We start from the raw sequence: 15,868 nt of genomic DNA, 5'->3' as shown, positions 1-15,868 counted from the left end.
GCTTGACATGGGGATAGGCTGGGCGGGTGACGGTGGACCAGCAGACCCCGAGTGTTCCGGGCCAGAACACCAAGAAGCGCTCGCGCAGGGACGAGATCCTTTCCATCGCCGTTCGGCTCTTCGCGTCCCGCGGCTACCACGGCGTCTCCATGGACGACATCGGCTCGGCCGCCGGCGTCACCGGTCCCGCGCTCTACCACCACTTCCGTGGCAAGGAGGCGATGCTGGTCGCGGCGCTGATACCGGTGAGCGAGAGCCTGCTGGCCGGCGGCCGGGAGCGCGTCGCCGAGCACGAGCGTGACCCGCGCGCCGCGCTCGAGTCCCTGATCAGCTTCCACGTCGAGTTCGCGCTGGCCAACCCGGCCGTGATCGCGCTGCACCTGCACGAGCTGGACCGCCTGCCGGAGGAGCCGCGCCGGCAGATCCGCCGCCTGCAGCGTCTCTACGTGGAGGAGTGGGTGCAGGTGCTGACCGTGCTCCGTGCCGAGCTGACCGCGGCCGAGGCGCGTGTCATGGCACACGCGGCGTTCGGCCTGATGAACTCCACGCCGTTCCTCGGTGGCGAGGTCGAGCGCGAGCGCCGAGCCGTGCTGCTGCGCGCCGCGACGCTCTCCGCACTGGTGCACGCCGGATAACTCCAGAAGGGCGCTCCCGCATGATCGAGTCGTTGCTCGTCGCGAACCGGGGCGAGATCGCCCGCCGGATCATCCGCACCGCGCGCCGCCTCGGCGTGCGCACCATCGCGGTGCACTCGGACGTGGACGCGGATCTGCCGTTCGTGCGCGAGGCGGACGAGGCGGTCTGTGTCGGGCCGGCCGATCCGGCGCAGAGCTACCGCAACGCCGAGGCGATCCTCGCGGCGGCGACGTCGACGGGTGCGCAGGCGATCCACCCGGGCTACGGCTTCCTCTCGGAGAATGCGGACTTCGCCCGTACCGTCGCCGGCCAGGGTTTGATCTGGGTCGGTCCGGACGCCGACGCGATCGCCGCGATGGGCGACAAGATCCGGGCGCGGAACCTGATGGAGGCGGCCGGCGTGCCGGTCGCGCCCGGCACCCGTGAGCCGGTCACGGACGTCGAGTCGGCGGTGGCCGCGGGCATCGGCTATCCGGTGATGATCAAAGCGGCCGCGGGCGGCGGCGGCATGGGCATGGCGGTCGCGGCGGACGAGGCCGCGCTGCGTGCCGAGTTCGACAAGGTCCGCGCCTTCGCGGAGCGCATGTTCGGCGACGGCTCCGTGCTGCTGGAACGCTACTTCCCCCGGGTGCGGCACGTGGAGGTGCAGATCCTCGGCCTGGCCGACGGCCGGGTGGTCGCGCTCGGTGAGCGCGAGTGCTCGGTGCAGCGCCGCAACCAGAAGGTCGCGGAGGAGGCGCCGTCCCCCGCGGTCTCGCCCGAGCTGCGGGAGCGCCTGCTGGCCGCCGCGGTCCGGGCCGGCGAGGCCGTCGGTTACCGCAACGCCGGCACGGTGGAGTGTCTGCTCGACCCGGCCACCGGCGAGTTCTTCTTCCTGGAGATGAACACCCGGCTGCAGGTCGAGCACCCGGTCACGGAGTTCGTCTGGGGCGTGGACCTGGTCGAGGAGCAGCTGCGGGTCGCGGCCGGGCTGCCGCCGGGATTCACGAATCCGAACCTGAAAGGCCACGCGATCGAGCTGCGCGTCAACGCGGAGGACCCGAAGCGCTTCCTGCCCGGCCCCGGCACGGTCACCACCTGGGTCGAGCCGACCGGTGAGGGCGTCCGCGTCGACTCCGGCTACGCCGTGGGCACGACGGTCCCGCGCTTCTACGACTCGCTGATGGCCAAGCTCGTCGTCTTCGGCGCGGACCGGGACACCGCGCTGGCCCGCGCGCGCGACGCGGTCGCCGCGTTCGAGATCGCCGGGCCCAAGTCGAACCTGCCGTTCTTCGCCGAGCTGCTGGAGAACCCGGAGTTCCGCTCCGGCGACTACGACACCGGCATCGTGGCCCGCATGCGAGGGAAGTGAGTGATGGTCTCGATCCGCGAGGTCGGCCCGCGCGACGGGCTGCAGAACGAGGCGCCGGTGCCGACCGACGCCAAGGTCCGGCTGCTGGACGCGCTCTCCGCCACCGGCGTGCGGCGGATCGAGGCGGTGTCGTTCGTGCACCCGCGGGCGATCCCGCAGATGGCCGACGCGGACGAGGTGTGGGCGCGGGCGCGCAAGGCCGGCGGCGTGCGGTACTCCGCGCTGGTGCCGAACCCGCGTGGCGCCGAGCGCGCGCTGGCCGCCGGGTTCACCGAGCTCGAGGTGGTGGTCTCGGCCAGCGACACGCACAACCGGCGCAACCTCAACCGGTCCACCGAGGAGTCGCTGGCCGGCCTGACCGACCTGATCAAGATGGTGCACGAGGCCGGTGCCACGGTCGAGGTGATCGTGGCGACCAGCTTCGGCTGCCCGTACGAGGGAGACGTCCCGCCCGCCCGGGTGGCCGGGATCGTGGAGCGCGTGCTCGGTGACGGCGCGGACCGGATAGCGTTCGGCGACACCACCGGCATGGCCACCCCCCGGCGGGTACGCGAGCTGCTGGCCGCGGTCGGCCAGGTCCCGCTCCTCCTGCATTTCCACGACACGCGCGGCACCGGCCTGGCGAACATCCTGACCGCGCTGGAGCTGGGCGTGACCGAGTTCGACGCGAGCGTGGGCGGTCTGGGCGGCTGCCCGTACGCGCCGGGTGCCTCCGGCAACGTGGCCACCGAGGAGGTGGTCCACATGCTGCACGACATGGGCGTCGACACCGGCATCGACCTGGAGAAACTCCTGGAGGCCGCGGCATTGGCCGAGCAGATCACCGGTCGGGAGTTGCCGTCCGGCGTGCTGCGTGCCGGTCCCCGGACCCGACTAACGCCCCAGTAATTCCGATTCGTCGCGTATCCCGCTCTTATCCGCTTCGTTACCTAATTCGGTGAGAGCGTTTCGTCCATTTTGCGTGGATGAAGCGCCCGCCGAACGACGTGCCGACGGACGAGGGGCGGACCAATGGCGGAGCAACGGGTGGAACGTGCGTCATGCACGACCGTGCCCGCGACCGCCGTCCCGCCCTTCGGCGTGTCCGCGGTCCTGCGATCAGTCAACCAGGTGGTGGCGGATCGCCGGGGACGCCGGCCGGTCCTGCGCACGCTCGTCGTCAGTGGCATCGCGGGGGCGGCCTGGCCGCTCTCCGCCGCTGCCGCCCACGCCGCAGAGCCTGAGACGCCTACCGAGGCCGCCCACCGCGGTCCGGGCGTGTTCTCCCTCGTCAACGACCTCGGCACCGGGGTGGTCGAGGAGCGAGCACCCTCGCTGGTCGGTGAGCTTCTGACGCCTGCGGCCGAGGTCACCGCCGCGCTGCCGACGGACCACCTCCCCGGCACCGGCATCTCCGCCCGGAACGACACGGCGATGCCGGCGCGCCAGCCGGCGGAGCCCGACGCTCCGGCGCATCCGCTTCGCACGCTCGTCACCGGTGACGGTGCCGAGCGGGAGCCCGTCGCACCGATCCGCCTCACCGGCGGACCGACCGGCTCCGCAGACCCCGCCGTCCGTGACGCGGCCGCACCACTGGCCGGTCCAGCGGGCCGGGGCGGACCGGACCCGAAGCCCGGCCCGGTTCCGTCGCGTCCGCTCGGTGACCTCACCCGCCTGGTGGGTACGACGGACACGCCGGCCGAGCACGGCAGTCTCGGGATCGACTCCGCCGCCGCGTTCCCGGACGTGGTGGTTCTGACCCCGGTCACCCCGATCACGGGTGTCACCGCCGCGAGCACCGCGCCCAGCCGGGTGTCGGCGGCGGCGGTCGTGACCGGACTGCGGCCCGACTCGAAGCCCGAGCGGGCCGCGCGCTCGGCACCGATCGAGCCGCTTCCCGTTCCGAGACGCCCGCACGGGCGTCCCGGAGCAGCCTCCCGGCGCACCGCCGATCGGGCCTGCCAAGGGCACCTCGGGCGGCACGACGGGAACACCGGCCGGCGGGTCGGTAGTGAACACCGGCGGAGGATCGTCCGCCGTCATCTCCGCGCGGTCACGGGCACGATGGGGGCCGCGTCCGGCCCACCGCCCCGGCGCGATGCCGAGCTGGTGCACCGGGACCATCGACCGGTGCTGTGCCAGCCACACAGGCCAGATTGAGAACGGCTCGATGATGGTTCCGCCGACGTATCGGTGCCGGATGGCTCTCCCCGCCATCACCAGGGGAAACAACACAAAGGTCCAGGGCGCCGCCGCGCCCGGCAAGGCGTTCGTTCGCCGGCCGGACTACGCATTCGGCACCACAACCTAATAGCGAAATTCCGTAAGAGACATTCTCTTTTCTTCTTTTGAAAGGTTATTGCCTTCCCATGAAGACTTGGGTTCGCAAGACTCTGAGCGTTGGCGTGCTGACCGCGGGCGCGCTGCTGCTCGCGCCGACCGCCGCGCAGGCCGCCGACATCCAGCAGGCCTCCACGTCCGACGGTGACACCGACGGCATCCTGAACAACGCGTCGGTCGCCGCGCCGATCGACATCCCGATCAACCTGTGCAGCGTCGCGGTCGGCGTGCTCGGCGACGGCTACGCCGCGTCCGAGTGCGCCAACGAGCTGCCGGAGCACTCCATCACCCAGGGCTCGGGTGGCGGCGACGTCGACGGCATCGCCAACAACCTGCAGGTCGCCGCGCCGATCCAGGTGCCGGTCAACGTCATCGGCGTTGCCGCGGGCATCCTGGGCGACGCCTCCGCCGAGGGCAAGGGCCACAACGGCGGCAGCGCCGAGACCGAGTCCACCACCATCACCGAGCACGGTGCCAAGCGGCACGGCGGCCAGGGCCAGGGTGCGGGCGGCAACGACGTCGACGGGATCGGCAACAACCTGTCGGTCGTCGCGCCGATCCATGTGCCGGTGAACGCCGGCGGCATCGCGGTCGGCGACGCCAAGTCGGCCGCCAAGCTGAGCAACGGTGGCTGGGCCGAGGGCCACGGCGGTGCCGAGGGTGGCATCACGCAGAACACCGGCGGCGGCGACGTCGACGGCATCCTGAACAACGCCGCGGTCGCGGTCCCGGTCGACGTGCCGATCAACCTGTGCGGCGTCGCCGTCGGGCTGCTCGGTGACGGCGAGGCGGCCGCCGACTGCAAGAACGAGGGCTCCAACTGGGGCGAGGCCGGCATCCACCAGGGTGGCGGCGCAGGCGACGTCGACGGCGTGCTGAACAACCTCCAGGTCGCGGTGCCGGTCAACGTGCCGATCAACATCTGCGGCATCGCGGCGGGCGTGCTGGGCGACGGCGAGGCCGCCGCGCAGTGCTCCAACGGTGGCGACAACGGTGGCGACAACGGCAACGGCGTCTCCCCGGAGCAGCCGGACTCGCACTACCCGGGCGACGACGAGGAGCCCGCGGACGAGGCGCCGGCCGACGAGGAGCCCGCGGACGAGGAGCCCGCGGACGAGAAGCCCGCGGACGAGAAGCCCGCGGACGAGAAGCCCGCGGACGAGGCGCCGGCCGACGAGGAGCCGATGGACGAGGAGCCGGTGGACGAGGAGCCGGTCGACGACGGCAGCGGCAACCCGTCCGGCGACTACGACGGTGTCAGCCCGGACGCCTACGGCGCCGGTGCGGACGCGGCCGCGGGTCGTCACTCGGCCGAGTCGATGGAGCTCCCGGTTGTCGGTGGCCTGACCAAGGGCGGTACCAACAGCCTGACCAACGGCCTGCAGCTGCAGAACCTGGTCGGCGGCCTGCTCGGCTGAAGCACCACGTAACACCGGAAAGCCCCCGTGCGTGCTCGCACGGGGGCTTTTCCCTGGCATGCGCCCTGGAGGTGGGTTACCCTAACGCTCGTTAAGCCACGGTGCGGGGAGGGGTCCGGTGACGCTCGACGAGGCGGGACTGGCGGAGATGCGCAAGCGCGCGGAGGCCGGCGGCGCCGAGAAGTACCACGCCGCCAACGCCGCGAAGGGGAAGCTCTTCGCCCGCGAGCGGATCGCGCACCTGGTCGACGACGGCTCGTTCACCGAGGACGGGCGCTACGCGAACGCGCTGGCCGACGGCCTGCCCGCGGATGGTGTGATCACCGGGACCGCCACCGTCGCCGGCCGCCCGATCTGCCTGATGGCGAACGACTCCACGGTCAAGGCCGGCTCCTGGGGCGCCCGCACGGTCGAGAAGATCATCAGGATCATCGAGCGGGCGTACGAGCGGGGCCACCCGATGATCTACCTGGTCGACTCCGCCGGTGCCCGGATCACCGACCAGGTCGACCTGTTCCCCGGCCGCCGCGGCGCCGGCAAGATCTTCCACACCCAGGTCCGCGCGTCCGGCGCGATCCCCCAGGTCTGCGCGCTGTTCGGCCCGTCCGCGGCCGGCGGCGCCTACATCCCCGCGTTCTGCGACGTGGTCGCGATGGTCGAGGGCAACGCCAGCATGTACCTCGGGTCTGACCGGATGGTCCGCATGGTCACCGGCGAGCAGACCACGCTGGAGGAGATGGGCGGCGCCCGCGTCCACTGTGCGGAGTCCGGCGTCGGCCACTTCCTGTGCAAGTCCGAGGCCGAGGCGCTGGACGTGGTCCGCCGCTACCTCTCCTACCTGCCGGACAACTGGACGCAGGAGCCGCCGGTCGCCTCGGTTCAAGACCCTCTTTCGGTCGACCTCGGCGGGCTGGTTCCGGCCAGCGAGCGGCAGGCGTTCGACATGCGCCGGTTCGTGAAGGGCCTGCTCGACCACGACTCGTTCCTGGAGATCCAGGCGCTGTGGGCCCGCGAGCTGACCGTCGGGTTCGGCCGGCTGAACGGCCGTACCGTCGGGGTGTTGGGCAACAACTCGATGTTCAAGGGTGGCGTGCTGTTCGTCGACTCCGCGGACAAGGCGGCCCGGTTCGTGCAGCTCTGCGACGCGTTCAACGTGCCGCTGCTGTTCCTCGCGGACGTGCCCGGCTTCATGGTCGGCACCGCGGTGGAGAAGCAGGGCATCATCCGGCACGGCGCCAAGATGATCAGCGCGGTCTCCGAGGCCACGGTGCCGAAGATCTGCGTGGTGGTCCGCAAGGCGTACGGCGCCGGTCTCTACGCGATGGCCGGCCCCGGCTTCGACCCGGACGCCACGATCGCGCTGCCCACCGCCAAGATCGCGGTAATGGGCGCGGAGGCCGCGGTGAACGCGGTCTACGCCAACAAGATCGCGGCGATCGAGGACGAGGCGGAGCGCGACGCGTTCGTGACCGCCCGCCGCGCGGAGTACGAGCGGGACATCGACATCGCGCGCCTCGCCGGCGAGCTGGTGGTGGACACCATCGTGCCGGCGGCCGATCTGCGCGCCGAGCTGATCGCGCGATACGCGGCCGCGGACGGCAAGGACCGCACGTTCGCCCGCCGCCGGCACGGTGTGACGCCCGTCTAGAGGGGAGACCCGGCATGCTCAGCGAGGAACACGAGGCGCTGCGCGCGAGCGTGCGCGACTTCGCCCGCGAGGTGGTCGCGCCGGTGATCGGCGAGTTCTACGAGAAGCACGCGTTCCCGTACGAGATCGTCCGCCGGATGGGCGCGATGGGCCTGTTCGGCCTGCCGTTCCCGGAGGAGGCGGGCGGCATGGGCGGCGACTACCTGGCGCTCTGCCTGACGCTGGAGGAGCTGGCCCGGGTCGACTCCAGCGTGGCGATCACACTGGAGGCCGCGATCTCGCTCGGCGCCATGCCGATCCACCGGTTCGGCACCGACGAGCAGCGCGCGCGCTGGCTGCCGGACCTGGTCAGCGGCGAGCGGCTGGCCGCGTTCGGGCTGACCGAGCCGGGCGCGGGCTCGGACGCGGGCGGCACCGTCACGCGCGCGGTGCTGGACGGCGACGAGTGGGTGATCAACGGCGCGAAGTGCTTCATCACCAACTCGGGCACGGACATCACGTCGCTGGTCACGGTCACCGCGGTGACCGGCACGAACCCGGACGGATCCAAGGAGATCTCCACGATCATCGTGCCGAGCGGCACGCCCGGCTTCACGGTGCTGCCCGGTTACTCCAAGGTCGGCTGGTGCGCATCGGACACCCACGAGCTGATCTTCGAGGACGTGCGGGTGCCCGCGGGCAACCTGCTCGGACCGCGTGGTCGCGGCTTCGCGCAGTTCCTGCGCATCCTCGACGAGGGCCGGATCGCGATCGCGGCGCTGGCCACCGGCCTGTCCCAGGGCTGCGTCGACGAGTCGCTGGCCTACGCACGCGCGCGGCACGCGTTCGGCCACGCGATCGGCGACTTCCAGGCGATCAAGTTCAAGATCTCCGACATGGAGGTACGGGCGCACACCTCCCGCCTCGCCTACCACGACGCGGCCGTGCGGCTCGGCTCCGGTGCGGACTTCAAGCGAGCGGCCGCGATCGCCAAGCTGCACGCCAGCGAGTGCGCCGTGACCAACGCGCGCGAGGCCACGCAGATCCACGGTGGATACGGCTTCATCAACGAGACGCCGGTGGCCCGATTCTGGCGTGACGCCAAAATCCTGGAGATCGGCGAGGGCACCTCCGAGATCCAGCGCATGATCATCGCCCGCGACCTCGCCATCTGACCGTCATCGGGAGACCGAGGCGTCATTCATGTCGTTCTAGCGATATGAATGACGCCTCGATCTCTGGGGAGGGTGCGAGGTCTACTGTCGGTTATCGGCAGTGTGCCGGTCGGCCCGCCGACGATCGACTTCCCGCGTGTGATACCCGCCCGTAGTCTTCCGCCATGACCGTGGATCATGGCTCTGACCAGCGTGGAACCGGCTTTGCCGACCTGCTGCGGGCGCGACGGGCCACCGCGGGCATGACTCAGGCCGACCTCGCCTCGGCGGCTGGCATCGGCGTGCGCACGGTGCGTGACCTGGAGCGCGGCCGGGCATCCCGGCCGCAGCGCACCACGGTCGAGCTGATCGCCACCGCGCTCGCCCTTTCCGGCCGGGAGCGCGCCGAGTTCCTCGCGGCCGCCCGCGGCCGGCTGCCGGTACCCGGGCAGCCGGTGCCGCCGCGCAACGGGCTGCCGCCGCCGGTCGAGCTGATCGGCCGGGACACCGAGGTCGCGGACGTGGCGGAGCTGCTCACCTCGTCCGGCCCGCCCGGCGTGGTGACGCTGGTCGGCCTGGCCGGCGTCGGCAAGACCAGCCTCGGCCTCGCGGTGGCGGAGCGGATCGCCGCCGACCATCCCGGCGGCACGGCCGGCACCGTGATCACGGAGCTGTCCAGCGGCAGCGACGTCCTGGCCCAGCTGGCCGCGGTGCTCGGCGTGGCGCGCGCGGCCGACCTGCGCGCCCGGCTGCGTGGCGAGTGGACCTTCGTGATGATCGACGGCGTGGAGCGGGCGCCGGACGCGGTCGCGGAGGCGTTGCACTGGCTGATCGAGTCCGGGCCGAACCTGCGCGTGCTGGCCACCGGCCGGCACCCGATCGGCCTGCCCGGCGAGCACGTCTGGCCGGTCGGCCCGCTGGAGACGCCGCCCGCGGACGCGCCCGCCCGGCCGGACGAGATCGCGGCCTACCCCGCGGCCGCGCTGTTCCTGGCCCGGCTCCGCCAGGTGCGCCGCGACCCGATCACGGACGAGGAGGCGGTCGCGCTCGGCCCGCTGCTGCGCCGGCTCGGCGGGCTGCCGCTCGCGCTGGAACTGGCCGCCGCGCGGGGCCGGCTGCTCGACATCGACGAGATCCTCCAGCGGTACGGCGACCGCGTGCTCGACCTGTCCGGCAGGCCCGGCAGCCGCCCGTCCGTGGACGTCACGCTGCGCGACGCGGCCGCGGCCAGCTACCGGCTGCTGGAACCGGGCGAGCGCGCGGGCCTGCGCCGGCTCGCGGCGTTCCGCAACCGCTGGTCGGTGCGCCTGGCCGCGGCGATCCTGTCCGACGACGACGCCGAGCCGGTCGACCCGCTGCCGCTGCTGGACCGGCTGCTGGAGCTGGGTCTGCTCGGCGTGCGCGGCGCCGGGCCGTTCCGGTTCCGGCTGGTCGACGTGGTCCGCGACCTGGCCGAGGAGCGAGCGGTCGCGCGCGGCGAGGCGTCCGCGATCCGCACCCGGCACGCGGCCGTGCTCGCCCGGCTCGCCGAACGCACCGCGCCGCAGCTGGCCGGGCACGACCTGACCGGCGGCGTGAACCGGCTGGACGAGGTGTCCGGCGACCTGTGGGCCGCGTTGGCCCACGCGGCGAACGACGACCCGCACACCGCACTGCGCATCGCGGCCGCGCTGCCGCGATGGTGGCGGTTCCGCGGCCGGGACGTGGTCGGCCGGCACTGGCTGCGTCGCCTGCTGGCGGACCCGCGGACCGAGGACGCCGACTCCCGGGTTCGGGCGTGGGCCCAGATCGGGCTGGGCCGGCTCGCGCTCGAGCACGGCGCCGGCGCGGAAGAGCTGCCGGCCGTGACCGGTGCGCTGACCGAGTTCCAGCGTCGCGGTGAGGTGGCCGGCGAGCTCGCGGCCCGCAATCTGCTCTGCGCGCTCTGGATGACCAACGGGGGTTACGACGAGGCCCGCCGCCACGGCGAGGCCGCGCTTACGCTCGCCACCCGGCTGGACCGCCCGCGCGACATCACGGTCGCGCAGAACAACCTGACCTGGCACGAGATCCGGAGCGGTGACCTGCGCGCGGCCCGGCGCCGGCTGGCCGCGGTGGACCGGCTGGCCGCGCAGCAGGGCGACGACCGGCTGCGCGCGCTCGCGATGGCGAACCTGGCCGAGGTGAACCGGCTCGGCGGCCGGTTCGCGGAGGCGCAGTCACTCGGCCGCCGCGCCGTCGAGGTGCTGGAACGGCATGGCGACCCCGGTCACCGGCGGCGGCTGCTCGGCACGATCGGGATCGCGGCCGCACAGGCCGGCGACGCGGAGACGGCCGGCCGGATCCTGGCCGAGCTGCGCGAACCGGCCGGCGTTCCGGACGACCCGGACGAGCGGCGGCCGGCCGTGACCGAGGGGCAGATCGCGATGATCGAGGCCTACCTGGCGTCCGGCCGCGGCGAGCGGGAGCTGGCCGCGGAGTGGTTCACGGTGGCGGCGGACTCGCACGCGGGCGGGCACGACCTGCGTGACGTGGCGGAGGCACTGGTCGGGCTGGCGGCGAGCATGGAGGACCCGCAGCAGCGGGCGTCCGTCCTGGCCCGGCTGGCCGAGGTCTGCAAGCTCGGCGGCATCACGCTGCTGCCGGGTGAGCGGGAGCGCAGCGGGGCGGGCTGACCGAGCTTCAACCACAGTCTCACCGAGCTTCAACCGACCCGAACGCCTGAAAAGAACCCGGCGCCGGTCGCTGGTGAGCGGCCGGCGCCGGAGGCGCGCACCCCCGTGCACGCGCGACGCAACGGAAACCCCGCAGAGGCCCCCCGACCTCCGTGCGTGAACACCCCCCGGTGTGCGTCCCCGTGCGCGGGAAATCTAACCGATCACCTGAGGGTTTTTGTCCGTTTGGACGGCAATGCCGCTTGAGTCGGCCTCTTCTGCCGCCTGTTCTGCCGGTTACCGGTCGGGATCACGAGGAAATGATTACTCTCCGGAGTGGGAAGTGTCCGTAGTGCCCACCATCGCCCCGGGATTCGCCGCGTCCCGGATAACGCGCAGTGTGCTCAGCAGATCCTTCAGCCGGCCGGCGTCGAGCAGGCCGGTGAAGAACTCCTCGATCAGCGCGAGGTGGCCGGGGAGCGTCTCGTCGAGCCGGGCCAGCCCGGCCTCGGTGATCACGGCGTAGGAACTGCGACGGTCGGTGGGGCAGGCGCGGCGGCAGAGCAGGCCGGAGCGCTCCATCCGGTCGACCACCCGGGTGACGCCGCTGGTGGAGAGCGAGGTCTGGGACGCCAGGTCGCTCATCCGCAGCTCCCGGCCGGGCGATCGGGCGAGGCGCATCAGCACCTCGAACTCGACGGTGGAGACGTTGTGCTGGTCGAACTGGGCGGCGAACCGGTTGATCAGACCCGAGTGCACCTCGGTGAACAAGCCGATCGCGGTGATGCGCGGGTCGTCGAACAGGTTCGGGGTCACCGCTCGACCTTAGCAAAGCTTGACACGCGGAATACTGAGCCGCATATAGTTGCTTAGTCAGACGTCCTGACCGCAGATCTTGTTTTTGGGAGACCTTCCAATGAGTGACCTCAACGTTCGCGACTACAACGGCGTCTCCATCCCGGCCGCCGGTGTGTACGACATCGACCCTGCTCACTCGCGTGTCGGGTTCGTCGCCAAGCACCTCGTGGTGAGCAAGGTCCGCGGTCAGTTCAAGACCGTCACCGGCGTGGTCACGATCGCCGAGGACCCGCTGGAGTCCTCGGTCACCGCCGACATCGACGCCGCGAGCATCGACACCAACCAGGGCGACCGCGACGGTCACCTCAAGAGCGGCGACTTCCTGGACGTCGAGAAGCACCCGCACCTCACGTTCCGCAGCACCGGCCTGGCCGAGATCAGCGGTAACGAGTTCAAGCTGCACGGCGACCTGACGATCAAGGACGTCACCCGCCGCGTCGAGCTGGACGTCGAGTTCGAGGGCGTCAACAAGTCGCCGTGGGGTCAGGAGGTCATCGGCTTCTCCGCGACGACCGAGATCGACCGCGAGGAGTTCGGCATCACCTGGAACCAGAACCTGGAGACCGGCGGCGTGCTCGTCGGCAAGAAGGTCAAGATCGAGATTGAGGCAGAGGCCATCCGCCGCGCCTGAGCTCCGCAAAAGCAACCCCCGGCCGCCCGTACGGCCGGGGGTTTTGCTGTGTTTGGGAATCCCATCGGCGCGGGAAGTGATCTATCCGGCACTAGAGGTGACCCGTTCCCTTGTGGCATGGTGGACGGAGCGTCTCGGAATGCTTACGGGGCGTTGCGAGTGTTCTTGTCTGTCTGAGCTGCGTCGCTCACCCACATAGATCCGTCAATGAGCCATTTCCAACCTGGCCTGTGTGGCCGGACGGCATCGCAACGCTCCACGGTCCGGGGCGCCAGGTCGAAAAAGCTCACTGCCGTGCGCCGGGAGGACAGATGGGCAAGGACGTCACCTCAGCCGCCTTCACCAGGGAAGACAGGGTCCAATACCGGCGGAAGGTGCGCCGGTGCCTCGATGTCTTCGCGCTGATGCTGGACGACTTCGCGTTCGACGCCGAGCGCCCGACCACCGGGCTCGAGATCGAGCTCAACCTGATCGACGCCGAGGCCGAGCCCGCGATGTGCAACGCCGAAGTGCTCGCGACCATGGACGATCCGCTGTTCCAGACCGAGCTGGCCCGGTTCAACCTGGAGCTCAACGCGTCGCCCCGGCTCATCGCCGGCACCGGCTTCGCCGACTACGAGCACGCGCTGCGCCACAGTCTGGACCGCGCGGAGGACCGGGCCGGCAAGTCCGACTCACGGATCGTGATGGTCGGCGTGCTGCCCACGCTCACCGAGCGGCACACGGTCGTCGAGAACCTCTCCGCGAACCCGCGGTACCACGCGCTCAACGACCAGATCATGGCCGCCCGCGGCGAGGCGCTGGACCTGGACATCCGCGGCACCGAGCGGGTCCGGTCCTACGTCGACTCGATCGCGGCCGAAGGTGCCTGCACCAGCGTCCAGTTCCACCTCCAGGTCGCGCCGGACACGTTCGCCGCGTACTGGAACGCCGCCCAGGCCATTGCCGCGGCCCAGGTCGCGGTCGGTGCGAACTCGCCGTTCCTCTACGGCCGCCGGGTGTGGGCGGAGACCCGGATCGCGCTCTTCGAGCAGGCCACCGACACCAGGCCGGACGAGCTTCGAGCCCAGGGGGTACGGCCGAGGGTGTGGTTCGGCGAGCGCTGGATCACCTCGATCTTCGACCTGTTCGAGGAGAACGTGCGGTACTTCCCGCCGCTGCTGCCGATCCTCGACGAGGAGGACCCGGTCGCGGTGCTGCACGACGGCGGCGTGCCGAACCTCGGCGAGCTGCGGCTGCACAACGGCACCGTCTACCGGTGGAACCGGCCGGTCTACGACATCATGAACGGCCGGCCGCACCTGCGCGTGGAGAACCGCGTGCTGCCGGCCGGGCCGACCGTGGTCGACATCCTGGCCAACGCCGCGTTCTACTTCGGGCTGGTCCGCGCGCTGGCCGAGTCGGACCGGCCGATCTGGTCACAGCTGACGTTCAGCTCGGCAGAGGAGAACTTCCACCGGGCGGCGCGGCACGGGCTGGACGCGTACATCAACTGGCCGTCCGCCGGCGAGACGCAGGCGGACAAGCTGATCCTGGACACGCTGCTGCCGATGGCGTACGACGGGCTGGACCGCTTCGGCGTCGATCCGGGCGAGCGGGACCGGCTGCTCGGCGTGATCGAGGGACGCTGCCGGACCGGCCAGACCGGGGCCGGCTGGCAGACCGCCCGGGTCGCGGACGCGGAGCGCCGGGGCCGCAGCCGCGAGCAGGCCCTCCACGAGATGGTCCTCGCCTACACCGAGCTCCAGCGCACCAACGAACCCGTACACCTCTGGAAGTGTTGATGGTCGTCGCTCCGCTCCTTCGGCGCGTCGACAACGCCGAGCCCTCGCGGCCCGTTATCTGGGAGCGGGGTTGGACGGGGGCGGAGGGCCGGGCTTGGGCTTGACCGAGGCGCGGGCGCGGCCGGTGGGCTTGGGATGCTGCTCGGTGACCGGCTCGGCGGGCTTGTCGGTGGGCTTGTCGGTGGTTTTGTCCGGTGCGGAGGGGCGCTTCGGACGGGGCTTCGAGGCCGGCTCCTGCTCCGGCTCCTCGACCAGGCCGAGCTGGGGGCGCTCCGACTTGGGCTTCAAGCGCAGCTTGGGCGGCCCGGACGAAGGCTCGGGCGTCCCCGGTACCGGTGGCTGCGGCGGGTTCTGCTGCGGGCGGGCCGGCTGGGCCGGGACCGCGACCGGCGGGCGGAGCGGTTCCGGAGACGCGGTGAGCGCGGGGCGTACCGGTGGGATCGGGTCCTCGTCGTCGATGTCGACGGGGAGCAGCGCGCGCTCGTAGGACGGTCGGGGCGTGGCGGCCGCGATGATGACGGAGCCGAGCAGGCCGGCGATCACCGCGTACGGCGCGATCAGGTATGCCGAGACCTGCCAGGACTCCATGCCGACCGGGCGCGGCGCGGCCATGAAGTACGCGGCGGCGACCAGGATCGGGCCGATCGCGCCGGAGACCGACACGCCGACCTTCGAGTCGGTGCGGCGCCCGCCCCACCACGCCGAGACCAGGCCCGCGACGAGCGCGGAGGTCAGCGAGATCACGGCTCCGGGCCAGTACAGACTGCGGATCCAGTAGCCCTCGCCGTCGTCCGTGATGCGCCAGACGCCGAGCTGCGCGCCGGCGAATCCGCGGCCGGACATCGCGCCGTCGACCGTCGCCGCGATCGCGAGCAGCCAGAGCCAGGCGGTCGTGATGATCACGTTGGCCGCTATCGCCGCGGACGAGATCGCGGCGAACGACACGGCCAGGCCGACGAGCACGCCGATCACCGTGTAGCCGGCCGCGATCGTCTCCGGCGCGAACGTGTAGTCCTGGGCGGCCTCCCGGGCCGGCACCGCGACCAGCGCCACGGTCACGGCCGCGCCGAGCGCGGCGGCCAGGCACAGCGCGATCCGCCAGAGCACCAGCTCCAGCATTCCGCTGACTTTGCGCGCGGTGGGATCGGCGGCCAGTGCACTCGGGCCGCTGCGCCGATCGCCGTAGACGGCGCCGGCTATCACGGACGTCGCCGCGATCCAGGTGGCCCATGTGAGGCTCGCCACCCACACGGGTTCCGCGGAGCCGTCCGGTGACGGCACCCACGCGATGATCCCGAGCCCGTAACCGAGCCCCAACTGTGCTGCGCCGGTGCCCGCGGCCACGCCGACTGCCGACGCGATCGATCCACCCCAGCCTCGTACGGCCATGCCGGGGAGAGTAGCGGGCCGAGGCCACCGGAGGCGAGGCGACGAACTGGGAGCGGGTCGTTACCGCA

General features: G+C 71.8%; 12 protein-coding genes. 10 read left to right on the top strand and 2 right to left on the bottom strand.

All coding sequences use genetic code 11. The features are described 5' to 3' along the window. The first annotated feature begins 26 nt into the window (after positions 1-26). The 8 genes from J2S43_RS34745 (at position 27) to J2S43_RS34710 (ending at position 11,159) form a co-directional block, all read left to right on the top strand. Positions 27-635 (top strand): TetR/AcrR family transcriptional regulator, encoded by a 609-nt coding sequence (locus tag J2S43_RS34745; protein WP_370881694.1) that lies wholly within the window; start codon positions 27-29, stop codon positions 633-635. Between the two features lie 20 nt (positions 636-655). After that, positions 656-1,987 (top strand): acetyl-CoA carboxylase biotin carboxylase subunit, encoded by a 1,332-nt coding sequence (locus J2S43_RS34740; RefSeq protein WP_306836396.1) that lies wholly within the window; start codon positions 656-658, stop codon positions 1,985-1,987. A 3-nt stretch (positions 1,988-1,990) separates the two neighbouring features. Next, complete coding sequence (locus J2S43_RS34735; RefSeq protein WP_306836394.1) at positions 1,991-2,875, top strand: hydroxymethylglutaryl-CoA lyase; 885 nt, start codon at positions 1,991-1,993, stop codon at positions 2,873-2,875. A gap of 138 nt (positions 2,876-3,013) precedes the next feature. Continuing rightward, a complete protein-coding gene (locus J2S43_RS34730) occupies positions 3,014-4,126 on the top strand; it encodes a hypothetical protein (protein WP_306836392.1) in 1,113 nt (370 codons plus the stop codon). Between the two features lie 209 nt (positions 4,127-4,335). Beyond that, on the top strand, positions 4,336-5,724 hold the full coding sequence (locus J2S43_RS34725; protein ID WP_306836390.1) for an ICP22 family protein: 1,389 nt from the start codon (positions 4,336-4,338) through the stop codon (positions 5,722-5,724). A 148-nt stretch (positions 5,725-5,872) separates the two neighbouring features. Further along, entirely contained in the window at positions 5,873-7,372 is a 1,500-nt protein-coding gene (locus J2S43_RS34720) for an acyl-CoA carboxylase subunit beta (protein ID WP_370881810.1), read from the top strand. A 14-nt stretch (positions 7,373-7,386) separates the two neighbouring features. After that, the gene (locus J2S43_RS34715; protein ID WP_306836387.1) at positions 7,387-8,526 is read left to right on the top strand and encodes an acyl-CoA dehydrogenase family protein; all 1,140 of its coding nucleotides are present in this window, start codon (positions 7,387-7,389) and stop codon (positions 8,524-8,526) included. Positions 8,527-8,690: 164 nt separating this feature from the next. Further along, entirely contained in the window at positions 8,691-11,159 is a 2,469-nt protein-coding gene (locus J2S43_RS34710) for an ATP-binding protein (RefSeq protein WP_306836385.1), read from the top strand. A gap of 303 nt (positions 11,160-11,462) precedes the next feature. Here the strand turns inward: J2S43_RS34710 and J2S43_RS34705 are convergent, their stop codons facing one another. After that, entirely contained in the window at positions 11,463-11,954 is a 492-nt protein-coding gene (locus tag J2S43_RS34705; protein WP_306836383.1) for a MarR family winged helix-turn-helix transcriptional regulator, read from the bottom strand. Positions 11,955-12,054: 100 nt separating this feature from the next. Between J2S43_RS34705 and J2S43_RS34700 the strand changes: the two genes are divergently transcribed. Both J2S43_RS34700 and J2S43_RS34695 read left to right on the top strand, forming a co-directional pair. Next, positions 12,055-12,627 carry a YceI family protein gene (locus J2S43_RS34700; protein WP_306836381.1) on the top strand — a complete coding sequence of 191 codons (573 nt, stop codon included), beginning with the start codon at positions 12,055-12,057 and terminating at the stop codon, positions 12,625-12,627. Positions 12,628-12,938: 311 nt separating this feature from the next. Then, entirely contained in the window at positions 12,939-14,411 is a 1,473-nt protein-coding gene (locus J2S43_RS34695) for a glutamate-cysteine ligase family protein (protein ID WP_306836379.1), read from the top strand. A 54-nt stretch (positions 14,412-14,465) separates the two neighbouring features. On the opposite strand, the gene J2S43_RS34690 is transcribed toward J2S43_RS34695, so the two are convergent. Beyond that, positions 14,466-15,800 (bottom strand): hypothetical protein, encoded by a 1,335-nt coding sequence (locus J2S43_RS34690; protein WP_306836377.1) that lies wholly within the window; start codon positions 15,798-15,800, stop codon positions 14,466-14,468. Positions 15,801-15,868 lie beyond the last annotated feature (68 nt).

Source organism: Catenuloplanes nepalensis, assembly GCF_030811575.1.
GTDB lineage: Bacteria > Actinomycetota > Actinomycetes > Mycobacteriales > Micromonosporaceae > Catenuloplanes > Catenuloplanes nepalensis.
The sequence above is the reverse complement of the archived record's forward strand: the minus strand, read 5'-3'. Positions and strand labels throughout refer to the sequence as shown.